Source organism: Salinisphaera sp. S4-8 (assembly GCF_040361235.1).
Classification (GTDB): Bacteria; Pseudomonadota; Gammaproteobacteria; order Nevskiales; family Salinisphaeraceae; genus Salinisphaera.
Map to the genome: position 1 here is coordinate 1 of NZ_APNF01000018.1, position 25487 is coordinate 25487.

At 62.4% G+C, this 25487-nt stretch carries 24 protein-coding genes; 12 read left to right on the forward strand and 12 right to left on the reverse strand.

Annotation, left to right across the window (positions count from 1 at the left end; all coding sequences use genetic code 11):
* Nucleotides 1-232: 232 nt before the first annotated feature.
* From S4A8_RS17970 to ku (S4A8_RS17985), 4 genes are all read right to left on the reverse strand, one after another.
* Entirely contained in the window at nucleotides 233-1144 is a 912-nt protein-coding gene (locus tag S4A8_RS17970) for an alpha/beta hydrolase (protein ID WP_353221193.1), read from the reverse strand.
* A gap of 172 nt (nucleotides 1145-1316) precedes the next feature.
* Nucleotides 1317-2750, reverse strand: a complete 1434-nt coding sequence (locus tag S4A8_RS17975) for a sodium/glutamate symporter (RefSeq protein WP_353221194.1) — start codon at nucleotides 2748-2750, stop codon at nucleotides 1317-1319.
* 241 nt (nucleotides 2751-2991) lie between these two features.
* Nucleotides 2992-4065 (reverse strand): non-homologous end joining protein Ku, encoded by a 1074-nt coding sequence (gene ku, locus S4A8_RS17980; RefSeq protein ID WP_353221195.1) that lies wholly within the window; start codon nucleotides 4063-4065, stop codon nucleotides 2992-2994.
* A complete protein-coding gene (gene ku, locus S4A8_RS17985; RefSeq protein ID WP_353221196.1) occupies nucleotides 4058-4834 on the reverse strand; it encodes a non-homologous end joining protein Ku in 777 nt (258 codons plus the stop codon). Before ku (S4A8_RS17985) ends, ku (S4A8_RS17980) begins: the two co-directional genes overlap by 8 nt.
* Nucleotides 4835-5162: 328 nt before the next feature.
* Here ku (S4A8_RS17985) and S4A8_RS17990 point away from each other — a divergent pair, with 328 nt between their 5' ends.
* The gene (locus S4A8_RS17990; RefSeq protein ID WP_152522776.1) at nucleotides 5163-5840 is read left to right on the forward strand and encodes a hypothetical protein; all 678 of its coding nucleotides are present in this window, start codon (nucleotides 5163-5165) and stop codon (nucleotides 5838-5840) included.
* Nucleotides 5841-5915: 75 nt separating this feature from the next.
* Here S4A8_RS17990 and S4A8_RS17995 read toward each other — a convergent pair whose 3' ends face one another.
* From S4A8_RS17995 to ybaK, 4 genes are all read right to left on the reverse strand, one after another.
* A complete protein-coding gene (locus S4A8_RS17995) occupies nucleotides 5916-6302 on the reverse strand; it encodes a type II toxin-antitoxin system VapC family toxin (protein WP_006912674.1) in 387 nt (128 codons plus the stop codon).
* Nucleotides 6299-6544: a type II toxin-antitoxin system Phd/YefM family antitoxin gene (locus S4A8_RS18000; RefSeq protein ID WP_006912673.1), complete on the reverse strand. Its 246-nt coding sequence runs from the start codon at nucleotides 6542-6544 to the stop codon at nucleotides 6299-6301. Before S4A8_RS18000 ends, S4A8_RS17995 begins: the two co-directional genes overlap by 4 nt.
* 301 nt (nucleotides 6545-6845) lie before the next feature.
* On the reverse strand, nucleotides 6846-9386 hold the full coding sequence (gene ligD / locus S4A8_RS18005) for a DNA ligase D (RefSeq protein ID WP_353221197.1): 2541 nt from the start codon (nucleotides 9384-9386) through the stop codon (nucleotides 6846-6848).
* A gap of 105 nt (nucleotides 9387-9491) precedes the next feature.
* A complete protein-coding gene (gene ybaK / locus S4A8_RS18010) occupies nucleotides 9492-9965 on the reverse strand; it encodes a Cys-tRNA(Pro) deacylase (protein WP_353221198.1) in 474 nt (157 codons plus the stop codon).
* A gap of 55 nt (nucleotides 9966-10020) precedes the next feature.
* Between ybaK and S4A8_RS18015 the strand changes: the two genes are divergently transcribed.
* Nucleotides 10021-10332, forward strand: a complete 312-nt coding sequence (locus S4A8_RS18015; RefSeq protein WP_353221199.1) for a nucleotidyltransferase family protein — start codon at nucleotides 10021-10023, stop codon at nucleotides 10330-10332.
* Nucleotides 10316-10663, forward strand: a complete 348-nt coding sequence (locus S4A8_RS18020; protein WP_353221200.1) for a HepT-like ribonuclease domain-containing protein — start codon at nucleotides 10316-10318, stop codon at nucleotides 10661-10663. The genes S4A8_RS18015 and S4A8_RS18020 overlap by 17 nt, the downstream gene beginning before the upstream one ends.
* A gap of 55 nt (nucleotides 10664-10718) precedes the next feature.
* Here S4A8_RS18020 and moaA read toward each other — a convergent pair whose 3' ends face one another.
* A complete protein-coding gene (gene moaA / locus S4A8_RS18025; RefSeq protein WP_353221201.1) occupies nucleotides 10719-11777 on the reverse strand; it encodes a GTP 3',8-cyclase MoaA in 1059 nt (352 codons plus the stop codon).
* Between the two features lie 256 nt (nucleotides 11778-12033).
* Between moaA and S4A8_RS18030 the strand changes: the two genes are divergently transcribed.
* From S4A8_RS18030 to S4A8_RS18045, 4 genes are all read left to right on the forward strand, one after another.
* A complete protein-coding gene (locus S4A8_RS18030; protein ID WP_353221202.1) occupies nucleotides 12034-13425 on the forward strand; it encodes a cytochrome ubiquinol oxidase subunit I in 1392 nt (463 codons plus the stop codon).
* On the forward strand, nucleotides 13422-14432 hold the full coding sequence (gene cydB / locus S4A8_RS18035; RefSeq protein ID WP_353221203.1) for a cytochrome d ubiquinol oxidase subunit II: 1011 nt from the start codon (nucleotides 13422-13424) through the stop codon (nucleotides 14430-14432). The genes S4A8_RS18030 and cydB overlap by 4 nt, the downstream gene beginning before the upstream one ends.
* Before the next feature lie 188 nt (nucleotides 14433-14620).
* Nucleotides 14621-16048, forward strand: a complete 1428-nt coding sequence (locus tag S4A8_RS18040; RefSeq protein ID WP_353221204.1) for a DUF2868 domain-containing protein — start codon at nucleotides 14621-14623, stop codon at nucleotides 16046-16048.
* Nucleotide 16049: 1 nt separating this feature from the next.
* The gene (locus S4A8_RS18045) at nucleotides 16050-17531 is read left to right on the forward strand and encodes a DUF3482 domain-containing protein (RefSeq protein WP_353175301.1); all 1482 of its coding nucleotides are present in this window, start codon (nucleotides 16050-16052) and stop codon (nucleotides 17529-17531) included.
* Here the strand turns inward: S4A8_RS18045 and S4A8_RS18050 are convergent.
* The 3 genes from S4A8_RS18050 to S4A8_RS18060 form a co-directional block, all read right to left on the reverse strand.
* Entirely contained in the window at nucleotides 17528-18241 is a 714-nt protein-coding gene (locus S4A8_RS18050; RefSeq protein WP_353221205.1) for a DsbA family protein, read from the reverse strand. The genes S4A8_RS18045 and S4A8_RS18050 overlap by 4 nt on opposite strands.
* A 194-nt stretch (nucleotides 18242-18435) precedes the next feature.
* Nucleotides 18436-19023 carry a PRC-barrel domain-containing protein gene (locus S4A8_RS18055; protein WP_353175297.1) on the reverse strand — a complete coding sequence of 196 codons (588 nt, stop codon included), beginning with the start codon at nucleotides 19021-19023 and terminating at the stop codon, nucleotides 18436-18438.
* A gap of 77 nt (nucleotides 19024-19100) precedes the next feature.
* Complete coding sequence (locus tag S4A8_RS18060; RefSeq protein ID WP_353221206.1) at nucleotides 19101-20021, reverse strand: LysR substrate-binding domain-containing protein; 921 nt, start codon at nucleotides 20019-20021, stop codon at nucleotides 19101-19103.
* Between the two features lie 173 nt (nucleotides 20022-20194).
* Between S4A8_RS18060 and S4A8_RS18065 the strand changes: the two genes are divergently transcribed.
* From S4A8_RS18065 to cyoD, 5 genes are all read left to right on the forward strand, one after another.
* Nucleotides 20195-21175, forward strand: a complete 981-nt coding sequence (locus tag S4A8_RS18065; RefSeq protein WP_353221207.1) for a YeiH family protein — start codon at nucleotides 20195-20197, stop codon at nucleotides 21173-21175.
* Nucleotides 21176-21402: 227 nt separating this feature from the next.
* The gene (gene cyoA / locus S4A8_RS18070; RefSeq protein WP_353221208.1) at nucleotides 21403-22335 is read left to right on the forward strand and encodes a ubiquinol oxidase subunit II; all 933 of its coding nucleotides are present in this window, start codon (nucleotides 21403-21405) and stop codon (nucleotides 22333-22335) included.
* Nucleotides 22336-22356: 21 nt separating this feature from the next.
* Complete coding sequence (locus tag S4A8_RS18075) at nucleotides 22357-24432, forward strand: cbb3-type cytochrome c oxidase subunit I (protein WP_353221209.1); 2076 nt, start codon at nucleotides 22357-22359, stop codon at nucleotides 24430-24432.
* A gap of 34 nt (nucleotides 24433-24466) precedes the next feature.
* Nucleotides 24467-25081 carry a cytochrome o ubiquinol oxidase subunit III gene (gene cyoC / locus S4A8_RS18080; RefSeq protein WP_353221210.1) on the forward strand — a complete coding sequence of 205 codons (615 nt, stop codon included), beginning with the start codon at nucleotides 24467-24469 and terminating at the stop codon, nucleotides 25079-25081.
* Nucleotides 25081-25419 carry a cytochrome o ubiquinol oxidase subunit IV gene (gene cyoD / locus S4A8_RS18085; protein WP_353175288.1) on the forward strand — a complete coding sequence of 113 codons (339 nt, stop codon included), beginning with the start codon at nucleotides 25081-25083 and terminating at the stop codon, nucleotides 25417-25419. Before cyoC ends, cyoD begins: the two co-directional genes overlap by 1 nt.
* Nucleotides 25420-25487 lie beyond the last annotated feature (68 nt).

Genomic DNA, 25487 nt, shown 5'->3' on the forward strand with positions numbered 1-25487 from the left:
CCCGGCACCCAAGGATGTGCCAACACCGAGGCCGAATATACGGACGCCGCCTGCTCTGTTGATTATCGTGGTTGCTTACCGGAGCGGATCCATATATGGCTTAGGCCGAAGGCCGTAAGCCAACATGGAACGACCTCTCCTGCCGGCTTGGTGCGTCGGCCGGATCAGCCCTGCATGCTGGGTTCTTTGTTGGATTACGCTTCGCTAATCCACCCGCGCAACGCGATAGTTCTCATGTGGTTGCGGTGTCGTTTGTCGAAACCAGCGCCCGCAGGAACTCGAGTTGCAGGCCGATATTGGTGTCGTACCACGGCTGAAGGTAGGGATCGAAGTGGTTGGCGTCGATCGTTTTCACGCTCACCTGATCGGATGCCTGGGATTCGACCTTGCGGCGGTCGAAGGGGGCGACCGTGTCTCGTGTCGCGCCGATGATCAGCGTGGGGATACGGATGGATTTCAGGTACTTGAACGGGCGGTAGAAGCCCATTGTCGCCAGCGAGGCGGCGGAAACGCGATTGTCGTATTCCTCGTCGAGATGTGAGGCGACCCATGCATCGATCCGCGAGGCCCCGTCGCGATCCATCGAGGCATACTCGCCCTTCGGGGCGATCGCCGGGATGTAATGAGTGCGTCCGGGCCTGGCCAGGTCGCGGGCCATATCCCATCCGAAGCGCAGCATGCGTGTGAACGGCACGGCGGTCACTGCGCGTATGCCATCGAGCATGGGCACCTGTGCGATGGCGCCGCAGAGCTCCGGATGCCTGGACGCGATCTTGACCACATGCCCGCCGCCAAATGAGGTGCCCCAGAGCACGATTCGGTTTTCATCGACCTGGTCGAGGGTGCGGGCATGCGCGATCGCGTGCTCGACCACCTGCTCGCGTTTCCAGGGATTGATGGTGTGGCGGGGCGTGCCTTCGCTGTCGCCCCAGCCGGGGTAATCGAAGGTCAGCACCGCGAACCCGGCCGCGTTGAATGCCTCGATGAAATGCGTGACGAGAAGCAGCTGGGTGCCGCCCCAGCCGTGCACCATCACGATCGTGGGGAGGGGTTGGTGATCGCTTTCTTCGGGCAAGTGCAGCGTGGCGGCACAGGTGGTGCCTTGGCTTTCGAACGACACGTTCTGCCTGCCTTGCGAAACCATGCCGGCCTCCCTCGTCGCCTTTTGTCTCGGCTTCGGCGCGACCTGCGCCTAATGGAAAATCATTATTTTCCAAAAATGCGTCGGGCGTCCAGTCCGGATTAGCCGAGCACAGGCGACCACGCCACTACGCGTCGCAGCGCAGTAGCGTGGTCTTGGCAGGTGGGGTGGGGCGCTAGGTTTGTTCCTGCTTCAAGCGCCCGAAGTAGAGCAGGCCGGAGCCGATACCGAGCACCACCAGGGCGAGCATGACGCCGAACAGCGGCCAGGGGCCGAAGTTGTAGATGATGGGCAGGGCCAGGCCGGTGACCAGGCCGCCCCCAAAGAACGGCTCGAATACCATCTGCTTGTAGCCGAAGGCTTCATAGGCCGGGGTGCGGTTATCCGGGTCGGCGATCTTCATGAGGATCAGGCCGGTGGCGGTCACGCCCATGGACTGGCCGATATCGCCGATGCCGCGTTCGAACCAGTATTTGGGAATGATGCGCGGCGCCAGCCACAGGAACATGCCGACGTTCCAGGCGATGCCGGCCAGGCCAAGCAGCACGAAAGCGGCCCAGTGATCGGCGATCACGGTCAGCGACAGGCTGGCGATCGCCGCGGCGATGAGCAGATCCAGCGCAAAGCCCTGGATACGGACCATCAGGTCGCGATCGAGCAGGTTGTGCTTGTCGAAACGGGAGAGCACCTGTTGCACGACCAGCCCGCCTATCATTGCCAGCGGAAACAACGGCACCGCGCTAAGCAGTTCGATGCCGTTTTCGCCGCTGCCCCAGGTCATGCGTTCGACCCAGCTCATGGCCTCGAGAATACCCAGGCCCACCAGAATGGCCATGGCGATGAAGCTGAAATGCAGGGTCAGCGGTTCGATCGACTCCGAGCGCACGGTCATGTTGCCGGCCGGCACGGGGCGTTCGTCGTGGGCGACCAGGCCGCGGCGCTGATGATGCGGGATGTTGTCGACGCTCTTATCCAGTACCGCGCTCTTGCCGGTACGCACGCCCCAGTTGATCAGGATGATGCCGAACACGATGCCCGAGATCACGCCCACGGTGGCCATGCCCACGGCCAGGTCCGCGCCATCGGCAAAGCCGAGTTCGCCGAAGGTGCCCTGCAGGCCGGCGGCCGTGCCGTGTCCGCCCTCGAAGCCGATTTCGATCAGCGCGCCGGCCATCACCGGTACGCCAAAAAACGGCGCCAGAATGAGCACGGCGATGAGGATGCCGATCACATACTGACCGGCGCCGAGCGTCACCCCGAACGCCAGCTGGGGGCCAGCCAGACCCCACACGCGCTTGAAGTTGGGCAACGGCACGCCCAGTAGCAGGGTGGCGAAGACCACATTGATCAACAAGCCGGGCAGGTCGCTCCAGATGGACAGCATCGATTCGGGAATCGCGCCCTGGGCGAGCGGCGCTTCTTCGCCGCCGACCGCGCGCACGATCGCGCCGAGCACGCCGGGGCCGAGCAACAGCCCGATACCGCCGGCCAGAATCGAGGCCGGCAAAAACAGTTTCTGGGCCGGCGCCCAGTGCATGCGAACCCATTTGCCGGCATAGAGCAGCACGGCGAGTATAAGTAGCGAAAAGCCAATCTGGTCGGCAGACATGACAGCCCCCTGGCGGTTGTATTCTGATTCTTGCGAAGTGCGCGGTTCCCGACGGCACATCGCTTGCCGTTGCCATGGCGACCTGTCGTCGCCATACCCCCGGTTCCTACACTAGTCGGATTCGCTCGGGCAGGGAAACGCAGTTTTCGTGCCGTCACGGCATGACTCTGCACAAACGCTTGTGCTGTGCCGATAGATCAAGCGCAAGTTTATGATTATAAAAACCAAGCCTCGGCGCTATTTACGAGCCAGCCTCGATCGCGGCGGCCAGTTCGTCCTTGCTCATGCGGCTGCGGCCCTTGATATCCAAGGCCTGCGCGCGATCATAGAGCTCGGCGCGCGTCATATCGGTGCTTTCATCGACACGGCCGGCCTGTTCGCCCTGCGCCCGGTTGTCTTTCGAGCGCTTGTTGTGCCCCGCCGCCCGACTGCTTTTTTTCGGTGACTTGCCAGCGGATGACGCATCGTTTTTCTGTTCCAGGCTGCGCTTGAGCACAGCCATGAGATCGACCGGCTCTTCGTCGCTGTCGGCATCCTCGATATCGTCGTCTTCGGCCTCGTGGATCACGTCCTCGTCGGCTTCGAGCTTGTCGTCCACGCGCTCGCGAATACGTTCGGAGCGCACATCGGTGAGTGCTGCGCGATCCAGGGTCTTGCGACCGTTCGCCTCGATAGACTTGACCATCTTCTTCGTGAGGTCGTCGTCCGCATCGATCGATTCCGGCAGGCCGATATCGGCCGGGGTGCGCAGCTCCTCGGCAAACCGCAGGATCTCGGCCCGCAGAATGCCCTGGTGCGACAAAATCGCGAGCAGATATTCCTTGCCGCGGATCACGCAGGTGGCAATGCCCGCACGCTCGCTGTCTTCCATGCTCTGAGCCAGCAGTCGGTAGGGCTTGATCGCGCCCTGGTTCGGCGCCAGGAAGTAGGCGCGCTGAAAGAACATCGGGTCGATCTGGTCCACCGGCACGAAACGGCGCAGGTCGATCTCCTGCGATTTCTCCGGGGCAATAGCGTCGAGCTCGTCGTTTTCCACCACCACGAACTGGTCTTTCTCGACCTCGTAGCCGCGTACGATCTCGTCGGATTCGAGTGCGACTTCTTCGGCGGGGCAGAAATAGCGCTTGGCCAGCGGCTCGCCGTCGTGATCAACCATGCGCAGCTTCACGCGCTTGGAACGCGTGGCCACGTACAGACTCACCGGCAGGCTCACCAGCCCGAAGGTGATCGTGCCGGACCAGAACGGCCGCGGGCCATGGTGCTCGGCCTCGTGGTAGTCCTTATCGTCGTCCTTGTCTTCCTTGTTTTTAGGCACTCTTGCGCTCGCGCTTCAGGCTGGCTTCCAGGGCCTCGGCCACGTTGTCCGAGGGCTCGCGCTGTTTGATCGGCGTCAGCTTGACGCTCTCGCCGCGGCGTTTGGTCTCGATGAGGTCGAGAATGCGCTCGCGGTGGCTGTTCTCGTAGTCCGCCGGGTCGAAATCCTCGGCCAGCATGTCGATGAGCTGGGCCGCCATGTCCTGTTCCTTGTCATCGAGCTTGCGCCCGCTCGGCGCCTTCAGCTCGTCGATGGACACGACCTCGCCGTCATGGCGCAATGACACCATCACCGGGTAGCCGTGGTACAGCCGCAGTGCGCCTACATAGGTCTTCTTGCGCATCACCCAGCGCGCCACGCCTTCGCGGCAGGTCTGTTCGAGCGCTTTGATGAGCGCGCCGTAGCTCGCCTCGTCCCCGTCCGGGCCGAGATAGTAGGGGCGCAAATACCAGCGATGGTCGATCACCCCGGCCGGCAGAAAATGCAGGATATCGATCTCGCGTGACGCCTCCGGCTCGATCGCGTCGAAGTCCTCCTCGTCGAGGACCACCCAGTCATGGTCCTCGGTCACGTACGCATACTGCGCCTCGGACTGGGCGACCACATCATCCGTTTCCGGGTTGACCATCGCCTGCTTGACCGGCACCTGGTCCTTCTCGTGCAGCAGCCGAAAATGAACGCTCTTGTCGGCCACCGCCGCATAGAACTTCACCGGCACGCGCATGCCGCCGAAATGAATCGCACCTTTCCACATCGCTCGGGCGGTCATGGGCTCGTCTCGCTGTTGGCCGGGAAGGCTTTCAACTGACTATGACGGAAAACCGGGGAAGACACAGTCCGCAAATGAACGCAGATGGACGCGAATTTATTTGAGACTAGGTTGGGGTGCTGAAGGGACGTTGTGGGGGAGGGGGCGGTGGCGCCCATGAGATGCAGAACTCGCGTTTGTTGGGCTGTATCTGCACGTTAGTATTATTTGTAACCGGGGTCAGCTATGGCGTCGCATGCTATGCGAGACTTGGATTTTCTCCATATTGCGGACTCTTGGAGAGTCGATTGCACCTACGATAGGTGGCAAACTTTTTTGGGGCCAGTTCATGAGCGAGCTTTCCGGCGAAGAACTACAACGCGCGATCTATCCTTTTCTCCAGGCCCTCAACGATGGAGCCGAGTTAACCTCGAGCGAGAAACGCCGACTCTCGAACATTCTCGAGGATAGTTACAACTTCATCGCTGGCGCGCTAGCAAAACCGAACTTGTTCGTCGCCGCAGCTCAAGAGCAATCTCGTATAAAAGCAATAGAGCGTGAACGTGCCGACCAAGCGAAGGAGCGCGAAACAGAACAGCGCAACCTAGATGCACACAAGAAATTTGTTGAACAGACGTTCAAGAATGCAGACCACTATTTCCGCGGTGTTCAGCTTGCGGGCTACGCCGCATTCTTTGGTCTTTGGAACTTGACGACCTCGGCTCATCATGTACTAGCCACGCTTGCTGCACTATCTATGCTTATCTCAGCGGTGGCGTTCATCACATGGGAGTCTGCGCGTGCAACTGCATTGTCGTTCGCATTGAGAAAGCATGCGAAAATGAGTTTTTCGACAGTAGAAGAGTTCGTCGACTCCCGGAAGAGCGGGTGGTTTGAAAGATTCACCAATTCACGTGCGATCGCCAACACACGATTCGGCTTTTGGATAGCCGCAGTGATACCCGGTTCTCTAGGTCTTATCTTGCTTGCTAGTCAACTCGTTAGCGATTTAGCGTCAAGCCTGTGACTTTTCTTGGGACCTAAAGGGGACAGACACTTCTCCCTTCCCTCGAGCAATTGAGCAATTCTCTAATAGGTATGGCTAAAACAGCTCGATACTGCCCGGATAGCTCGTCAAGACACTATCACTGGTACACAGCGTCAGGTCTTCGACCTGCGCCTGTGCCACCAGGATTCGATCGAACGGATCTTTGTGAATATCGGGCAGATTAGCGATGGCGGCGGCATGGCGGCCGCTGATTGGCAGTTCGTCGTAGCCGTTCTCGAACAGGGCGCGGCGGAGCCGTCCAGCGGAAACCTTGAAGTCGGGCCGATTGAGTCCGGCCTTGATCGCTACTTCCCATATGCTGGCAGCGCTGAATAGCAGCTGGTTTGCTTCATCCTGAATGAGGTCGGCCGCTCTTGGCGGTAGCCGGTTAGAACCGGCGGCGGCCCAGAGCAGCAGGTGTGTATCCAGCAGGAAGATCACGATTGGTCGTAGAACGTGTCTTCGATAGCTTCCTTACCCAGCTCGTTGAAGTCATCGGGCACGTCGAACTCGCCGGCCATGAAGCCGATGCGCGAAGGCGTTTTATCGTCGAAGGCTGTTAGGGCGCTGACTTTCACCAGCGGCTTGCCGGCCTTGGCAATAATGAAGGGCTCACCGTTTGCAGCGTCTTCGATAAGGCGTGAGAGATGGGTTTTGGCTTCGTGGATATTGAAGGTGTTCATGCCGTGCTCCGGTTGAACTAAGTTAAGTTAGTTTAATCCCGGGTGGTGCGGTAGACAAGGCGCTGGGAAGTCCGGTAACGGTCTGGTCATCCGTGTTCGGTGGCTCGATTTATCTGTCTCGACGTCGACGGTGCGTTTGGCACCGTCCGATCGTCGCGATACAGATACAGCCTCAGAGTTCGAACCTTGCTACGGAGCCCTTCCGAACGCTGGAACCAATTCGCGTTAATTCGCGTTAATTCGCGTTCATTTGCGGATAATTTCCAGCAAGGACTGGCCGCCGAAGCCGTCGTTAGCCTCTTTAACTGACCGCATCCTGCATCGCTTTGGTGATCCGCTTGCTAGCCTCGCCGAGGTGAAGCCAGGGATCTTTTTCCAGGTTCTGCAGCCGCTGCAGTACGCGCTGAATATCGTAGTGATCCGGGCTGTTTAGGTCGGTCAGCTCGTCCCATCGAATCGGTACGGCAATGGTCGGTGTGGGATGGGCGCGGGGCGAGTAGCTGGCGATGGCGGTGGCGCCGCGGCCGTTGCGCAGGTAGTCGAGGAATATCTTGCCGCGGCGTTTGTGTTTGGCCATGTTCGTGGTCAGGCGTTTGGGTTCGCGGGCGGCGAAGGTTTGGCAGACGGCACGGGCGAAGGCCTTGGCGTCGTCCCAGTTCGTGTGGCGTTCGATGGGGACGACCAGGTGCAGGCCCTTGCCGCCGGTGGTGCGCAGGAAGGCGGTGAGTTCGAGTTCGGCCAGATAGGCACGCAGTTCGCGGGCGATGCGGCAGGTTTCGGCCCATTCGACGTCGGTATGCGGGTCCAGGTCGAAGACGAGCTGGTCGGGGCGTTCGACGTTGTCGATACGCGCGCCCCAGGGGTGGATTTCCAGCACGCCGGCCTGCACGAGCGCGACCAGGTCGGCCGTGTCACGTACATAGACATAATCCTGCGTGTCGTCGGGCGCCTTTTTATCTGCAATGGCGACGGTCGGCAGGCTGTCGGGGAAGGCCGTGCGCGGGTGCTTCTGGAAAAAGCATTCGCCGTTCTGGCCGTCGGGGCAGCGCAGCAGCGACAGTGGCCGGTCGGCGATATGCGGCAGAATCCAGTCGGCGATGGCGACGAAGTAGCGGGCGAGTTCGATCTTGGTGAGCCCGGTTTCCGGGTAGACCACGCGATCCGGGTGGGTCAGGCGGATGCCTTCGAGTTTGACGGCGCGGCGTTTTCGCTTGGCGTTTTCGCTGCGCGGCAGTTTCTTTGGGCCGGTCGATTCGCCGTTGTGCTCGGGTGCTGCGTGCGGGTTCGCGCCGATTGAATCCGCATCGCGATCCTCGCGCAGGCCGCGAAAGCTGGGATGGCGGAGTACGCCGCTGGCCGTGCGTTCGGTAAACGTGACGTCGACCACCAGTTCGGGGCGGACCCAGTGGGCGGTATCGGCGTCCGGCACGGGCTCGGCGAAGGGGCGTTTGGATACGTCGAGTTGGTCGAGCCGTGCGGAAAGGTCTTCGATCTGGCGGTCCGAAAAGCCGGTGCCGACGCGCCCGGCATAGACGAAGCGGCCGTGCTCGTCGTGCCTGCCGAGCAGCAGCGAGCCGAAGCCGGCACGCGAGCCCGAAGGTTCGGTATAGCCGCCGACGACGAAGCTGTCGTCGTGGCTGGTCTTGATCTTGCGCCACTGTTTGCTGCGTCCGCCGCTGTAGGCGCCGTCGGCGCGTTTGCTGATGATGCCTTCCAGCCCGCTCGCACTGGCCTGTTCGAAAAACGCCGGGCCCTGGCCCTGGATATGGTCGGTATAGCGCAGTGCCCGGTTGGCGTCGGCCGCCTTGCAGAGTTTTTGGAGCAGGCGTTTGCGTTCGGCCAGCGCGACCTTTTTAAGATCGTGCTCGCCGGCGTGGAGCAGGTCGAACACCTGGTAGACGAGCCGGTCGGTACGGCGGTTGGCGATGGCATCCTGGAGTGGGCCAAAACGGCTGATGCCGTCGCGATCGAGGGCGACGATTTCGCCATCGAGCAGGGCGCTGTCGATGGGCAGGGCTTCGACGGCGCGGCGCGTGGCGGCAAAGCGGTCGGTCCAGTCCTTGCCGTTACGGGTGAGCAGCGTTGCCTGCCCGTTTTCCAGTCGCGCAAGGATGCGATAGCCGTCGAACTTGATTTCGTGCAGCCAGTCGTCGCCGGCGGGCGCTTTGTCCGACAAGGTGGCCAGCCGCGGTTTGGGCGTGCGGGCGAGCGTGCGTTTACGGGCGCCGTCGAGCGCGCCGGCGTCGAGGTCGAGCGTGGGGGCGGGCGCTTGCGGTTCGTGTTTGGCGGCCGCGCCGTCGGCGATTTCGGCCATGGTGCGGCCGGTGGCCACACTCGTATCGGCCTCGCCGGGTTCGTCGATGGGTTGGTGCTTGTCGCGGCGCTTGATGAGCAGCCAGTTCTTGCCGCCGTCCCCGGCCTTGCCGCCCATCTGGGCAAGCGTCCAGCGCCCGGCCAGTTTTTCACCGGCGAGCTCGAAATCGATGCGGTCTTTCTTGCGTTGGCTGGTTTCGCGCCAGAGGCCGGCGTCCCAGATCATGACCTTGCCGCCGCCGTACTGTTTTTTGGGGATCGTGCCCTCGAAGTCGCCGTAGTCGAGCGGGTGATCCTCGACCGCGACCGCAAGGCGTTTTTCGCCCGGTTTCAGGCTCGGGCCCTTGGGCAGCGCCCAGCTGCGCAGAACGCCGTCTTCTTCCAGGCGCAGGTCGAAATGCAGATGCGAGGCGGCGTGCTTGTGCACGACAAAGCGCGGCCACTCGCTGGCGGGGCTGTTCTGTTCGCCCGCGGGTTCGCGGCTGCGGGTGAAATCGCGCTTGTTGCGGTAGTCGTCGAGCCGGCTCACGCCAGGCCCGCCGGACAGGTTAAACGACAACGCATGGGCAGGCGTCGCGGTCGAAAATTCTGGAGTCGACCATAGCAGGCCGGCAGCTAGCCGCCATGCGGCGGACTACGCAGTATCGGCGATGGCGACAAAGGCCGCGTCGATCGCCTCGGCCAGGGCGAACGGCTCGATCTCGATTTCCAGCCCGCGCCGGCCGCCGCTTATGAAGATCGTGTCGAATGCAATCGCGGATTCGTCGATGAAGCTGGCCAGTGCCTTCTTCTGGCCCATCGGGCTGACGCCGCCAAGCACGTAGCCCGTGGTCTTTTCGACCTTGGCGCGGTCGGCCATGAAGGCTTTCTTGGCGTGCGCGGCGGCCGCGAGGCTTTTCATGTGCAGCCGCCCGGAGACGGGCACGATGGCCACCACGAGCGCGTGGGTGTCGAGCTCGGCCACGAGGGTCTTGAACACCTGCTCGGGGGCGACGCCGAGCTGTTGCGAGGCGTCGATGCCGTAATCGCTATGGGCGGTGGTGTGCTCGTACTGGTGCAGCTGGTAGGGGACGTTGTGTTCGTCCAGAAGTTGAGTCGCGGGTGTCATGGGGTCGACGCGGGTCCGGTATTCTTTTCGAACGGTGCCCTAGTATTCTAAGCCCATGAATATCGTCGATCGACATGCAGACGATGTGGCCCGCATCGCTCGCCGCTATGGCGTGAAGCGGTTGGAGCTTTTTGGCTCCGCTGCCCGTGGGGACTTTGATCCGCAGGCCAGCGATCTCGATTTTCTGGTCGAGTTCGGCCCTGAGCCACCGGGGGGCGTGGCGCATGCGTATTTCGACCTTCTCGATGCGCTGACCGACCTGTTCGGCCGGCGTATTGATCTGGTAAGCAGTCGCGCGATTCGCAATCCTTATTTGCTGGCGAGCATTAACGAAACCCGGCGTGCCGTGTATGACGCACAGGCCTGAGACGTACATTTACGACGCATTGCAGGCCGCCAGTGCCATTGAGGCATTCGTCGCCGGCCAAGGCTATGCGGACTATCAAGAAAGCGCGCTGTTGCGTTCTGCCGTAGAGCGGCAGTTCGAAATTATCGGCGAAGCGTTGAATCGCCTGAAGCAACTCGATGCCGAGATGTTCACTCGCGTTCGAGGCGGCCGTCAGGCCATCGGCCTGCGTAACGTGCTGATACACGGCTATGCGAGCGTGGATGACGCGATCGTATGGGCGACCCTCGAACAGGATTTGCCGTTGATGCAGGCGGATCTTGAAACGCTAATGGGCTCAAGCGACGCGTAATAAGCGCTCGCTCGCGCTCTGTGTTCGAGTAAACCGGGGAGAGAAGCGACGTTCCTCACCCCCCGATATACGACATCTCCACCTTGCCATCGGCATCGCCGCGCCGGTTGGCGGTTTCTTCGCCACGCTGTTCGGAATAGCGGTCGTCGCGGGCAGCCCAGATACCGGATAGCAGGCTGCGCAGCTCGTCATCGCTCGCGCCCGAGCGCAGCGGGGTGCGCAGGTCGCGCCCGTGTACGCCGAACAGGCAGGTATAGAGTTCGCCGATGGCGGACAGGCGCGCCCGGGTGCAGCCGCCGCAGAAGGGCTGGGAGACGGAGGCGATGATGCCGATCTCGCCGGCGCCGTCGTCGTAGACCCAACGGTTGGCGGTTTCGCCGGCCACGTTCGCGGGCAGGCGGCTGATCGCGTGGCGGGTTCGGATGGTTTCCACGATTTCGCGGGCGATTACGACTTCTTCCATGCGCCAGCCGTTGGAGGTGCCCACGTCCATGAATTCGATGAAGCGCAGTACCACGTCCGACTGCCGGAAGTATTCGGCCATCGGCAGGATCTGGTCTTCGTTGACGCCGCGCTGGATTACGCAGTTGACCTTCACCGGGGTCAGCCCGGCGGCCTTGGCGTTGTCGATGGCGGTAAGCACCTTCGAGGCCGGGTAGCCGACATCGTTGATGGCCTTGAAGACATCGTCGTCGATGGCGTCGAGGCTGAGGGTGACGCGGTTAACGCCGGCGGCTTTCAGTTCACGGGCGCGTTGTTCGGTCAGCAGCGAGCCGTTGGTGGTCAGGCAGATATCGTCGATGCCGTCGATGTCGGCCAGCCGCGCGATGAGCACATCGATATCGCGGCGCAGCAGCGGCTCGCCGCCGGTCAAGCGCAGCTTGCTTACGCCCAGACTGGCTGCGATGCGGGCCAGGCGCTCGATCTCTTCGAAATCCAGCAGCTCGCGGCGCGGCAAGAACAGATGCTCGCTGCCAAACAGCTCGCGCGGCATGCAGTAGGTGCAGCGAAAGTTGCAGCGGTCGGTCAGCGAGATACGCAGATCCTGTAGTGGACGCGCGTAGCGGTCGGTGACGGCGGATGCTGCGGGGCTTGCTTTGCTGGAACGGGTCATCACCCGACCATAATCAGGGTTACTTGTCGCCGTCTCAAGCGTTATCTCGCCCGCGGTGGGTTGCCGAACCGGGCTGGCGGCCGGCGAATGGCCTCGATCCGGGGCGGTTGCGGTGGCACCATGCGCCTGCAACGCGGCGAATTGTCACATCGCGTCGGGCTGCAACCAAGTGCATCATACTTTCGTATAGGTGGGCGCAGATCGCGGTACGTGGTGCTGTGGTCCGATCGTCCGTGAGGCGTCGCAGGAGATATCGATGGCACTCGATGCAGAAATCCTGTCGCGGATTCAGTTCGCGTTTGTGGTTTCCTTCCATATTCTGTTCCCGGCTTTCACCATTGGTCTGGCGAGCTGGCTGGCGATGTGTGAAGGCATGCACCTGTTTACCGGCCGCGACGTGTTCCGCCGGCTGTATCAGTTCTGGGTCAAGATCTTTGCCGTATCGTTCGGCATGGGCGTGGTGTCCGGCATCGTGATGAGCTTCCAGTTCGGCACGAACTGGTCGGTATTCGCCGAAGCCACCGCACCGGTGCTCGGGCCGCTGTTGTCCTACGAGGTGCTCACCGCTTTCTTCCTGGAGGCGACGTTCCTCGGCATCATGCTCTTCGGCTGGAACAAGGTCGGGCCGAAGCTGCATTTCTTTGCCACGCTCATGGTGGCCATCGGCACCATGCTCTCGGCGTTCTGGATTCTGTCGGCCAACTCCTGGATGCATACGCCCGCGGGCTACGAGCTGCGCGATGGCGTGTTCTATCCCACGGACTGGTGGGCGATCATCTTCAACCCGTCGTTCCCGTATCGACTGGTACACATGGTGCTGGCGGCCTACCTGACCACGGCGTTTGTCATTCTCGGCGTGGGCGCCTGGTATCGCCTGAAAGGCACGGCCCACGAGGCCGCCCGGGTGATGCTGGTGATGGGCGTGGCGTTCGTTTCCATCGTCACGCCGCTGCAGATCGTGGCCGGCGATTTCCATGGTCTGAACACCCTCGAGCATCAGCCGGCCAAGGTCGCCGCCCTCGAAGCCCACTGGGATACCGAAAAAGGTGCGGCACTGGCGCTGTTCGCCTGGCCGGATGAAGCGGCCGAAACCAATCATTACGAGATTTCCGTGCCGAATCTGGCCAGTCTCATCCTCATGCACGACTGGGATGGCGAACTGGTCGGCCTCAAGGATTTTCCCGCCAGTGAACGCCCGCCCGTGGCGCCGATCTTCTTTTCGTTCCGGCTCATGGTGGGGTTGGGCATTCTCATGCTCATCGCCGGGCTGACCGGTCTTTGGCTGGCGCTTCGCGGCCGGCTGTTCGATGCGCGCGGCTATCACCGCTATCTTGTGGCGATGGCGCCGTCGGGCTTTCTCGCGGTGCTGGCGGGCTGGTTCACTACCGAAATCGGACGCCAGCCGTATACGGTTTATGGCCTGTTGCGCACCGCCGATTCGCTCTCGCCGGTCGCTGCCCCGAGTGTTATCGCCACGTTGACGACCTTCGTGATTGTCTACGGCATCGTGTTCGGCGGCGGGCTCTACTACATCCTGCGCGTGATTCGCACCGGCCCCGAGAAGGCGCCTGAACACCCGGTGCCGGACCCGTATGCCACGCCGGCCCGGCCGCTATCGTACCCGAATGAGCCGGTGGGAGAAAAATGATGGATAGCGTCGACATCCTGCCGCTGATCTGGTTTGCCGTCATTGCCTTTGGCGTGTTCATGTACGTGCTGCTCGACGGCTTCGTGCTCGGCATCGGCATTCTCTGCGGCCTGGCCTATGGCGAAGCCGAGCGCGACATCATGATGAATTCGGTCGCGCCGATCTGGGACGGCAACGAAACCTGGCTGGTGCTGGGCGGCGTGGCCTTGCTGGCGGCGTTTCCGCCGGCCTATACGGTGCTGCTGCCCGCGCTCTATCTGCCGTTGAGCGGCATGCTCATCGCGCTGATCTTTCGCGGGGTGGCGTTCGAGTTTCGCTTCAAGGCGCGGCGCAAATTGGGCTGGAATCTGGCCTTCGTGCTCGGTTCACTGGTGGCCACGTTCTTTCAGGGCGTGACCCTGGGCGCTATCGTGCAGGGTATCGACGCCGAAGGCGCCCAGTACGTGGGCGGCGCGTTCGACTGGTTCTCCGGCTTTACGATGCTTACCGGCTTCGCCCTGGTAGCCGGCTATGCCCTGCTGGGCGCGACCTGGGTGGTGATGAAGACCACCGGGCTGTTGCAGGACCGCGCCTATCGCTGGTCGCGGGTACTGCTGACCGCGGTGATCGTATTCATGGCGCTGGTGAGCGTGTATGTGCCGTTTCTCGACGGCAACTATGCCGAGCGCTGGTTCGGCTTTCCGCATGCGCTGTTGCTCGTGCCGTTTCCGCTGGCCGGCATCGCCGTGTCGTATTTTCTGTATCGCAGCGTGGCCGAACGGCGTGAATACTGGCCGTTTCTGTTGTCGCTGGGCATGTTCGCGGTGGGCTACGGCGGGCTGGCGGCCAGCTTCTGGCCGCATATCATTCCGCCGCATCTGACCATTTGGAATGCCGCGTCGCCGCCCGAAACCCAGGCCTTTTTAATCGTGGGTCTGGCGATTCTGTTGCCGTTCATCCTGTTCTATACCGGCTGGTCGTACTGGATCTTTCGCGGCAAGGTCGGTCGCGATATGGGCTATCACTAGGCCCGCGAGGAGCCGTCATGGGTGAAACATCGCGTCGTCTTCTGTGGTTCGTCGGTCTGGGCCTGGCCAGTCTGCTGGCCTGGGGCGCGGTGGCGTTCGTGTTTCGCGAAGTCATCTTCTTCGTGCTCGAACATTAGCCGTGCGTGCCGAGCGCGCGCGGTACGCGTGTGCGATGTTCTAATACCGGCATGAATGCTGCCCATGCCGCGGGCCGGCGTTGGACGCTGGCCGATCTCATCGATTTCGAAACCGTGCTGACCGGCGTGGACGAGGCAACGCTCGAACACGACCGGCTGATATTCAATCGCGATATTCGTCCTGCATTGCCTGCGGGCGATGAGCGCGGGCGCCGGCGTGCCGGTTTGCGTGCCTGGCTGGCGTATCGACGCGAGGCCGATACGCTGGAAACTGGCCGGCTCTGGCGTCACGGTCTGGGCCTGATCCGGCTTACGCTGTTGATCGGCATGGGCATCGCCGGTTTTGCGCTGATGATCGGGCTCTGTGCGAGCGCGAATCCGGGCGTTCATGTGATTCTGTTTCTTGGCGTGACGCTGGGGTTGCCCTGGCTGATGTTCATGCTCGTACTGATCGCCGGGCTGCTGGGCGGGCGTTCCTCGGCGCTGCTGGCTGGCTGGGCGGGCCGCGTGCTGGCAATCGCCACGCGTTCGCATAGCGCAGATCAGCGCCAGCGTTTTCGTGCCCTGCGCGAGCGGCTCACCGATACGGCCGCGCCCCGGCGTGCGCTGCGCGCGGCCCTTGCGCGTACGCTGCAAATCGGCGCGGTCGGTTTCAATACCGGCCTGGTGCTGGCGTTCGCGGGGTCATTGCTGGTCTTCGATGTGCGCTTCTATTGGGAAGCCACCCCGCAGACGAGCGGCCTGGTCGCCTCGGCAACACAGATCGTGGCCGCACCCTGGCGCGGCGTGTGGCCGGCGGCGGTGCCGAGTACCACGCAGATCGAAAACAGCCGGGCGCGCTTTGTCGACGGTCGCCGGCGGGTGCCCGATGTGCCCGCGAGCACGGCGGCGTGGTGGCGTTTTCTGCTCATGGCGTTGCTGGTGTGGGGGCTGTTGCCACGCCTGCTGCTCGTGCTGGCCTACGCCGCGATCGAGCGGCGTGCGTTGTCTCGTGTGGATTTTCAGTCGCCGCGCCATCGCAGTCTGTGGCGGGCGCTTACCCGTATCGAACGCGGCGCGGTTGCCGCGCCCGCGGCCGATAGCGCGCTGGTGCTCGATGTCGGCGGCAGTGGGTTGTCGGTCGCTTCGATCCGGGGCTTTCTGTTGCGCGCCCTGCGTGTGAATCCGCACGCCCATGCGCGAATCGGTGTGCTCGACGAAGCGGACGAAGCCGCGGCCGATGAAGCGCTTGCGGTGGGACCGGACCATGTCGTACTTGTCGCCGAAGACTGGGGCCTGTCGCCGCGTCAGGCCGCGGCACTGCATGCCCGGGTACGCCGGGGCGTGGGCGCGCAGACGCCGGTGACCTGGCTGATCTTCGCTCGTGACGCGCGCGGGCCGGGCGCGCCGGATGCGGCGCACTTGCAGCGCTGGACACGATTCATCGACGGCCTGCGCGATCCGGCCACCGAAATCGTGGCCTACGACCCCGGGCTATGAGATGACGATACGTACGCAAACGCCAGCCGAGTGGGTCAGCGCCGATGTTCCCTGTTTTGCCGTGGTCGGCAAGGTCAATATGGGCAAGTCGGCGGTGCTGGCAACGCTGCTGGAAGAAGACGACGATCGCATCATCCGGATTTCGCCCGAACCGGGGGAAACCACGCGCTGCCAGCGCCTGTCGCTGGTACTCGATGGGGCGGAGCGGCTGCGCTTTATCGATACGCCCGGTTTTCAGCAGCCCATCGAGGCACTGCGCGCGATCCGGGCGGTGCACGGCGAGGGCAATGGCACGCCCGGGCGGGCCGCGTTACAGGCGTTCGTGGACCAATATCGCGATCGCGGCGAGTTCGAGGACGAATGCCGTCTGCTCGAGCCCTTGTTGCAGGGGGCGGGCATTCTGTATGTAGTCGACCCGGGCGTGGCGGTCTACGACAGCTTTCTGGCCGAGATCGAAATCCTGCGTTTTTCCGGGCGCGCGCGACTGGCGCTGCTCAACCAGCGCGGCGAACAGGCCGGCACGTACGAAGCCGAATGGCGGGAACATCTGGGCAAGGCATTCAATCTGGTGCGCGTGTTCGATGCGCATCGCGCGCGCTTTGCCAGCCGGCGCGATCTGCTCGCCGCGCTCAACCAGATCGACGAACGCGATCGCGAGCATCTGCAAACCACCACGGCTTTGCTCGATGCCGAATGGCAACAGCGCCGCGAAGAGGCCGCCGAACGCATTCAGGCCTTTCTACGCAGCGCGCTCGAGCTACGCGAGCACGGTCACTATGCCGACGATGTGCCGGCGGCCGAAACCGCGAAACGCGAAGCCGTGAAACAGGCCAGTCTGCGCTATTTCGAGCGCATCGCCGCCCTCGAGCGTGAAACCGCCAACGACCTGCTGCGTGTGTATCGGCATACCGCCGTTCAGGCCGAGGCGATGCAGGGTTTCAGCGACGATCTGGATCTGGCCAGCGATGAAACATGGCGCCGGCTCGGGCTCACTCGACAGCAACTCACGGTTGTGGGCGCGGCCGTGGGCGCGAGTGCCGGTATTGGCGTCGATGCGGCGACCTTCGGCCATTCATTCGGTCTGGGTGCGCTCATCGGTGGGCTGGGCGGCGGGGCGCTTGCCTTTTTCAAGGGCGATGCGCTGCCCACGCTGCGCCTGGATCTGGCCCGTGTTGGCCCGCTCGGCGGGCAGCGCATCACCGTCGGCCCGCCGCGTAACCCGAACTTCGCCTGGGTGCTGCTGGATTCGATTCTGATCCGCTACCGCCAGATTCTGTCGCGAGCCCATGCAAGACGCGGCGACGCGATGCTCGAAGGCCAGGCCGCAGACGGCAGCATTGCCCGCGCGTTGGATGCTTCCCAGCAGAAAACGCTCGCGCGCTGGTTTCGCTCGGTCACACGCCAGCGCGATGCGCGCGAGCAGGACAGCGCGGCTTACGACGCGCTGGTCGCGGTGCTGGAATCGATCGAGCGCTCGCTCTAGTTGTCTGTCTGCTCGGCAATCGCCTGCTGGATACGGTCGTAGCTGACCACGCCGGAAAACATCTGGTCGCCCACGAGTACCGTGGGCGTGGCGCGTAGGCCGATCGCCTTGCCGGCTTCCTGGCTGCGTGCAATCACGTCGTCCGGACCGCCCTGGGTCATGCAGGCTTCCAGGCGCTGGGCATTGATGCCGGTTTCGACCGCCATGTCGAGAAACATCGAGCTCGGGTCGTCGCGTTGTGACCAGTCGCGCTGGGTTTCGAACAGGCGGTCGTGGTAGGGCCAGAACTTGTCCTGGCGTGCGGCACAGCGGGCCGCTACCGCGGCTTGCTGGGCGTGGGCATGCATCGGCAACGGGAAGTCGAAGAATATGAAACGCGCCTTGCCGGATTCCACCAGTTCGTCACGGATCCGGCGCGCGGTAGGCGCGAACGCGCCACAGGCCGGGCACTGATAATCGGCGAATTCGCGAATGGTGATCGGCGCATCCGCGCTGCCGACGGCCTCGCCGAGGGCATCGTATTCGTTGTCGAACGCGGTCATCGTGTCGGCGGACAGCGTGCGTACGTTGTCGTTGCCCGCGCCCGACGGGCCGTCGCCGCCACGAAAGCTGATCACCAGAATCGCCAGGATGATCAGTACGCCCAGAATCAGGGCAGGAACGAACAGGGCGCCAAACAGGCTGGAACGGCCGGTGTTCTGTGGGCTCATACGACGACTCCTTGGGCCGACAGGTGGGCGACAAGCCCCGGATCATACCGTGTGCGTCGCGACAGGTCAGGCACGTGATGCATCGCGGTGCAGGTTCGGCCGCGTGTCGGGCGGGCAGCCCGTGCATAAAACCCGCGCACAAAAAAGGAGGGGCGAATCGCCCCTCCTTTCACGCGGATTGCGTTCGTCAGCCGTTAGTTGCTGGCGTTATCGGCCGCTTCTTCGGTCTTGTCAGCCGTGTTTTCGGCGGCATCGCCGGTTTCGTCAGCCGCGCCGTCGAAGGCATCACGGGTATCGTCGATCAGGTCGGTGGTGCCGTCCTTGATCCGCGTCCAGGCGCTGCTGGCGGATTGCTTGGTCTGTTCCCAGGCATCGGCGGCCTGGCTCTGGGTGTTGTTCCACCAGGAGTCGTTATAGACCGGATAGCTGCTGAGCGTCTGGCCATCGGCCATCAGATTGATGCGGTACTGCGGCTCGGTGGCCTTGTCGCCCTGCATGGTTTGCACGCTGAGCTGATCGGGCGCCACGACATAGGATTTGCCGTCCAGACCGAAATCGCTCTCGGTTTCGACGATGAACGACTTGATCGTCATGTTGTTGTCGAGGATGACGTCCTCGATCTCGCCGACCTGCTTGTCGGAGCCCTGGGCATAGACTTCGGCGTCGAGCAGCTGGTCGGCCGAATACAGACCTTCGGGTTTTTGCTGGGCCAGTGCGAAGGTACTGGTGGCGGCCAGCGTGATACCGGTCAGCGCAATGGCACTCGTTTTACGTACTGCCATGGGATGTCCTCGATTACTGATAAATATCGGTTGCGATGGTAGGCCGTGTGGCTGAACGAGAACTGAAAATCCGTATTTCATTTTCGTGCTGCGTCGAGTGCGGCGTTCAGCTCGGCTTCGAAGCGGTGCAGTAACGGGGCCTGGCTTGCCATCGCCATGCGTCGAACACGCCAGAGCGGCCGGGCCAGGGACAGCCCGTCGAGTACGACGAACTCGATCGGATGCGCCGCACTGGCCTGCTCGGCGGCGAGGCGGCTCACGCACGCCAGGCCCGCGCCATGGGCGACCGCGCGTACGATCGCGCCGCTATCGTCGATCTGCAGCTGGGCCGCGGGCGCGGTATAGCCGGCCAGGGCCAGGTTTTGTTCGAACACCGCGCGGGTGCCCGAGCCGGGCTCGCGTGCGACCCAGTGGTGCCGATCCAGATGCGCGAGTTCGATCGTGTCGGTGGCATAGCCGGGCGGTGCGATGACCTGCAGCGTGTCCGTACGCCAGTGGGCGATATCGAGATCGTCGCGTTGCGGCGGGCCTTCGATGAGGCCGATGTCGGCCTCGAGATTGGCCACGCGCGCTTCGGCGCGGGCGCTGTTGCCGGAAAATACCTGAATCTGCAGTTGCGGGTGGCGGCTACGCAGCGTCGCTAACGCGACCGGTAGCACGTAGCGCGCGATCGTGCTCGAGGCGGCCAGGCGGATACTGCCCGTCAACGCCGCCGCGCCATCGGCGCCAGGCGCGAGATGTTCGGGCAAGGCGGCGAGGGCGTTCATGGGGGCGGCGCTCAGTGCCAGCAGCTGACGGGCGGCGGGCGTGGGCACGATCTGACGACCGTGGCGTTCGAACAGGGTGACGCCCAGGGCTTCGGCCAGTTCCGAGATAGCCTGGCTCACCGCCGCCTGGCTCAAATACAGCGTATCGGCAGCGCGGCGGACCTGTCCGGTGCGGGCGACCGCAGAGAATATCTCCAGTTGCCGCAGGGTAAAGCGTAGGCGTGTAGTCATTACAAATTATTCGGTAAAGCCGAATGGTAATTTAATTTTAATTAGATTTTATTGAATGAAAAGCAGGCGCAGGATTTCTTCCATGGTTTTCGTTCGGAGTTTTGCGGATGCGCTTGTCGAATGCGGTGTGGGCACGGCTGCCGGTTCCTCAGAGCGCAGGCCGGATCGCGCCCGTGCTGCCAGGCCTACTGCTATGCCTGGGCTTGGCGGCGCTGTCCTATGTGATCGCCGCCTGGCCGGCGCTCAACACGGTGGTGCCACTGAGCGCGTTGACGGTCGGTATTCTCGTCGGCGTGGTTGTGCGCCTGTGCGTGCCGTTGCCGACAGCCTGCGAGCCGGGCGTGCGCTGGACGCTGCATTATCTATTGCGCGCCGGCATCGTATTGCTGGGGTTTCGCGTCGTGGCCCAGGATTTGCTGTCGGTGGGTATGGCCGGGCTGGCGCTGGTGGCGGTCGCGGTGACGAGCACCATCGTGTTGTCGGTCGTGCTCGGGCGGCTGCTTAAACTGCCCGATACGCTGAGTGTGCTGGTCGGTTGCGGGACCGGTATCTGCGGCGCCTCGGCCGTGGTGGCGGTCGATGGCGTGATTCGTGCGCGCGAACAGGATGTGGCCTGCGCGATTGCCATGGTTACGGTTTTTGGCACGGCCGCCATGTTTGCCTATCCTAGCCTCGCCGCGCATATGGGATTGAGCGAGTCGGCCTATTCCGCCTGGGCGGGCAGTTCCATTCACGAAGTTGCCCAGGCGCTGGCGGCCGGTTTCGCGTTCGATCCGGCGGCGGGTGTACAGGCCAGCCTGTACAAGCTTTCACGCGTCGCCCTGCTGGTGCCGGTATGTGCCGTACTGGCGCTGTGGTGGCGTCGGCGCGCGCAGGAAGGCGATCGCGACTTTCGCAGCGCGCCCTTTCCGTGGTTCGTGGTGGGTTTCGTGCTCATGGTGGTGCTCAATTCGGCAACGCCCATGCCGAGTGCGCTGCATGACGGGCTCATACGCCTGGATGCTGCCCTGCTGAGCGCCGCGATGGTCGCGATGGGCTTGCAGACCCGGCTGGCGTCGGTGCTCGGTCTGGGTTGGCGTGCGCTTGCGCTCGGGCTGGCGCTCGCGGTCTGGATCAGCGCGGTCGCGCTGGGTGGGGCGCTTTTGATCGGCTAGGCCAGAATCGGCCGCTTGTATCCGAATTCGTCGCGGTCGGGGCTAACAATAGCCGTTGCGTTTACTGTCGTTTTGGCGGGGAAGGCGTTACCATTAGTTGCACTGCACAATGACCGTGGGTTTCATCCCATTGTGTGCAACGAATCTGGTGGAACTGACGTAGCAAAAATCGTAGCGTGGGCTATGGTTGGCTACGTCAAGCGCGATCACCCGTTGGAATGCCTGTAATGTCTATCAAAACACTTGCAAGAACGATGCGTGGCCTGCGGGTTCCGTTGATCGTCGCGCTCCCCTTGTTGCTAAGCGGCTGCGGCGCGCAGTGGTTCGTCGATACCTTCTACCTCAACGAGCTGGTGACGTTCTTCACGGCGGGCCCGGTGGCCGCCTACGAGCGCAACGTCATGCTGTTCACCTTCACGGTGATGCTGTTCGTGCTCGTGCCGGTGGTGGGCTTTACGCTCTGGTTCGCGTGGCACTATCGCGCGTCGAACCGCAAAAACACCTATACCGCCGACTGGTATCACTCGACGTTGCTTGAAGGGTTTCTCTGGGGCGGGCCGGCCGTGATCATCGTGATTCTGGCGGTGCTGACCTGGGTGAGTACGCATGATCTGGATCCGTACAAGCCGTTGGAGTCCGACAAGCCGCCGATCGAAGTTCAGGCCATCGCCATGGACTGGAAATGGCTGTTCATCTACCCCGACTACAACATCGCGGTGGTCAACGAACTGGCCATGCCGCTGGATACGCCGGTGCAGATTGACCTGACCTCGGCCAGTGTCATGAATGCCTTCATGATCCCGCGGCTGGGTAGCCAGATCATGGCGATGTCGGGCATGCGTACGCGCCTGCATCTGATGGCCGATCAGCAAGGCGAATACTTCGGCAAGAATTATCAGTACAGCGGCGACGGTTTCGCCAACATGAACTTCCAGGTTCATGCGGTGAAGCCGGCGGAGTTCGAGCAGTGGGTCGCCAAGGCCCGGTCCGCGTCGAAACCGCTCGATCTGGCAGCCTACCGCGAACTGGTGCAGCCCAGTAAAAAGGTCGAGCCGACCTATTACTCGTCGGTTTACGACGGCCTGTTCGACTATGTCATCAAGCGCTTTCAGGAAGGCGATGGGTCGGTGCCGCCGCCCGAGCGCCTGACGGATCGCTAGCTTCAGCGCATCGAGGACACGATGTTCGGAAAACTCACTCTAGACGCGTTCACTCATTCGAGCCTGATCATCGTTTTCGCGAACGTGATCATGGTCGGAACCGGTGTGCTGGTTGTCGCCCTGCTGACGTATTACCGCAAGTGGGGCTATCTCTACCGCGAGTGGTTCACCACGGTGGATCACAAGAAGATCGGGATCATGTACATCACGATCGCGCTGATCTTCCTGTTACGTGGCTTTATCGATGCGTCCATGGTGCGCGCGCAACAGGCCACCGCCGGTTCGGGCGGGGCGGGCTATCTGGAGCCGCACCACTTCGCCGAGCTGTTTACCGGCCACGGCACGATGATGATCTTCTTCATGGCCATGCCGTTTCTGGTGGGCTTGATGAATATCGCCATCCCGCTGCAGATCGGCGCGCGCGACGTGTCCTATCCGTTGCTCAACGCTATCAGCCTGTGGCTGACTGCAGCGGCTGGTGCGCTGGTGATGATCTCGCTGCTGATCGGCCAGTTTTCGGAAGCCGGCTGGTCCGGGTATACGCCGTTCTCCGGATTGGATCACAGTCCGAGCTCCGGCGTGGACTACTGGATATGGGCATTACAGATATCCGGTATCAGTACCACGCTGACCGGGGTCAACTTCCTGGTGACCATTCTCAAAAAGCGTGCGCCGGGCATGACCTTCATGCACATGCCGATGTTCACCTGGACAACGCTGTGCACCACCATTCTGATCGTGCTGTCGTTTCCGGCGCTGACCGTCGCCCTGGCGCTGCTGGCGCTGGATCGCTCCGTGGGGACCCATTTCTTCACCAGCACCATGGGCGGCGACCAGATGATGTACATCAACATGTTCTGGGTCTGGGGCCATCCCGAGGTGTATATCCTCGTGTTGCCGGCGTTCGGTGTCTTCTCGGAAGTGGTCACCACCTATTGCAACAAACGCCTGTTCGGCTACACGTCGATGGTATGGGCGACGATGGCGATCGCATTCCTGTCGTTCACGGTGTGGGTGCACCACTTTTTCACCATGGGCCAGGACCCGTTGCGTAACGCCGCATTCGGGATCGCCACCATGATTATCGCTATTCCCACGGGCGTGAAGATCTACGACTGGATCTGGACCATGTTCCGTGGGCGGATCGAGTTCAAGCTGCCGATGCTGTGGACGCTGGGCTTCATCATCACCTTCACCATGGGTGGCATGAGTGGTGTGCTGTTGGCCATTCCCGGCGCCGACTACAAGATGCACAACAGCCTGTTCCTGGTCGCGCATTTTCATAACGTGCTGATTCCGGGCACGATGTTCGGGCTGCTCGCCGGTTTCTACTACTGGTTCCCCAAATCCTTCGGCTTCAAACTCGACGAGAAATGGGGTCGGCATTCGTTCTGGGGTTGGCTCGTGGGCTTCTATGTGGCCTTCGTGCCCCTGTACATGCTCGGCATGATGGGCATGCCCCGGCGCATGGTCACCTATGACAACCCGGTCTGGCATTTCTGGCTGGTGATCGCCGCCATCGGCGCGATCATCGTTGCCTACGGCATCTTCTCGATGTTCATGCAGATCTATGTCAGCTTTCGGGATCGCGAGAAGAACCGCGATCTGTCGGGCGACCCCTGGGGCGGCCGTACGCTGGAATGGTCGATTGCGTCACCGCCGCCGGAATACAACTTCGCGGTGATTCCGACGGTCGAGGATCGCGACGCCTTCATGCACAAGAAGGTGCACAACACGGCCTATGAGCGTCCCGAACGCTACGAAGACATTCATATGCCCAAGTCCACCCCGGTGGCGATCTTCATCGCGGCGATGGCCTTCTTCTTCGGCTTTGCCTACGTCTGGCATATCTGGTGGCTGGCCGCGCTGTGCCTGATGGGTATCGTGGGCGCGGTGATCGCGCGCAGCTTCAACCCGGAGCCGGAATTCGTCATCCCGGCCGAAGAGGTCGAGCGTATCGAAAACGCCTTCCATGCCAATCTCGAAAAGGATGGCGCCTTCGAGCGCATGAAGCATATCGAGTCGTATGGCGACGAGCGGTCGGAATATGCCGATACCGCCGAGCCGGCGACCACCGAGAAGGGCCGGCCGTTATGACAATCGACTTGCAAGCACAACCGAGGCCGTGCCCATGACGTCTAGCGCCAACGATCTCAACAGCGTTCGCGCCGCCGCTCGCGCCGATACCGAAGTCAACTTCGGTTTCTGGATCTATTTGATGAGCGACGTGATCATCTTCTCGATGCTGTTTTTGATGTACGTCGACCTGTCCCAGCGTTTTGCGGGCGGGCCGACGGCATCGGAAGTATTCGAGTTGCGCGGCGTGTTCCTCGAAACCATGGCGCTGTTGCTGTCGAGTCTGACCTTCGGCATGGCGATGGTGAATCTGCATCAGGGCCAGAAGAGCCGGGTGATGATGTGGCTCGGCGCGACCTTCGTGCTCGGCGCCTTCTTTCTGGGGCACGAGCTCAGCGAGTTCGTGCATCTGATCAACGAAGGCGCGTCGTTCACGCGTAGCGGTTTCCTGTCGGCCTTCTTCGGGCTGGTGGGCACGCACGGTGCCCACGTGTTCTTCGGTCTGGTGTGGCTTACGGTCATGGTGGTCCAGCTACAGATCTACGGTCTTACCGCGCCGGTGGCCTCGCGCCTGGCACGGCTGAGCCTGTTCTGGCATTTCCTGGATCTGGTCTGGATCTGTGTGTTCTCGACGGTCTATCTGCCCGGTATCTTGCAAGGAGGCGCGTAATGAGTCATTCCACCGACGCGACCCCCGGCCACGCGCCGACCGCGCGCGGCTATATCACCGGCTTCGTGCTGGCGCTCGTACTCACCCTGATCCCCTTCGGTCTGGTCGCCTTCGGGCTTCTGTCGCAGGGGGCGACGCTGATCGTGATTGCGATCGCGGCCGTGCTGCAGCTGGGTGTGCATCTACGCTGGTTTTTGCATCTGGACATGTCCAACGAGCAACGCTGGAACACGATTTCCATCCTGTTTTCGTTGTTGATCATGGTGGTGATGGTCGGCGGCACCATGTGGCTGTTCTACAGCCTGTATGTCCGCCACATGATGGTTGGTCACGGCTAGGTTCTAGCTGTTTCGCCGGCCCGCTTGCGGCCATAAAAAACCCCGCGTCGGTGTCCCGACGCGGGGTT

Coding starts and splice junctions, on each gene's coding strand:
- S4A8_RS18060 (WP_353221206.1), bottom strand. CDS start 20,021: ATGACTACACGCCTACGCTTTACCCTGCGGCAACTGGAGATATTCTCT.
- S4A8_RS18020 (WP_353221200.1), top strand. CDS start 10,316: ATGACGCACAGGCCTGAGACGTACATTTACGACGCATTGCAGGCCGCC.
- ku (WP_353221196.1), bottom strand. CDS start 4,834: ATGACCGCCCGAGCGATGTGGAAAGGTGCGATTCATTTCGGCGGCATG.
- S4A8_RS18040 (WP_353221204.1), top strand. CDS start 14,621: ATGAATGCTGCCCATGCCGCGGGCCGGCGTTGGACGCTGGCCGATCTC.
- cyoA (WP_353221208.1), top strand. CDS start 21,403: ATGTCTATCAAAACACTTGCAAGAACGATGCGTGGCCTGCGGGTTCCG.
- cydB (WP_353221203.1), top strand. CDS start 13,422: ATGATGGATAGCGTCGACATCCTGCCGCTGATCTGGTTTGCCGTCATT.
- S4A8_RS18045 (WP_353175301.1), top strand. CDS start 16,050: ATGACGATACGTACGCAAACGCCAGCCGAGTGGGTCAGCGCCGATGTT.
- S4A8_RS17970 (WP_353221193.1), bottom strand. CDS start 1,144: ATGGTTTCGCAAGGCAGGCAGAACGTGTCGTTCGAAAGCCAAGGCACC.
- S4A8_RS18015 (WP_353221199.1), top strand. CDS start 10,021: ATGAATATCGTCGATCGACATGCAGACGATGTGGCCCGCATCGCTCGC.
- S4A8_RS17990 (WP_152522776.1), top strand. CDS start 5,163: ATGAGCGAGCTTTCCGGCGAAGAACTACAACGCGCGATCTATCCTTTT.
- S4A8_RS18030 (WP_353221202.1), top strand. CDS start 12,034: ATGGCACTCGATGCAGAAATCCTGTCGCGGATTCAGTTCGCGTTTGTG.
- S4A8_RS17975 (WP_353221194.1), bottom strand. CDS start 2,750: ATGTCTGCCGACCAGATTGGCTTTTCGCTACTTATACTCGCCGTGCTG.
- moaA (WP_353221201.1), bottom strand. CDS start 11,777: ATGACCCGTTCCAGCAAAGCAAGCCCCGCAGCATCCGCCGTCACCGAC.
- cyoC (WP_353221210.1), top strand. CDS start 24,467: ATGACGTCTAGCGCCAACGATCTCAACAGCGTTCGCGCCGCCGCTCGC.
- S4A8_RS18055 (WP_353175297.1), bottom strand. CDS start 19,023: ATGGCAGTACGTAAAACGAGTGCCATTGCGCTGACCGGTATCACGCTG.
- cyoD (WP_353175288.1), top strand. CDS start 25,081: ATGAGTCATTCCACCGACGCGACCCCCGGCCACGCGCCGACCGCGCGC.
- S4A8_RS18050 (WP_353221205.1), bottom strand. CDS start 18,241: ATGAGCCCACAGAACACCGGCCGTTCCAGCCTGTTTGGCGCCCTGTTC.
- ybaK (WP_353221198.1), bottom strand. CDS start 9,965: ATGACACCCGCGACTCAACTTCTGGACGAACACAACGTCCCCTACCAG.
- S4A8_RS18075 (WP_353221209.1), top strand. CDS start 22,357: ATGTTCGGAAAACTCACTCTAGACGCGTTCACTCATTCGAGCCTGATC.
- S4A8_RS18000 (WP_006912673.1), bottom strand. CDS start 6,544: ATGAACACCTTCAATATCCACGAAGCCAAAACCCATCTCTCACGCCTT.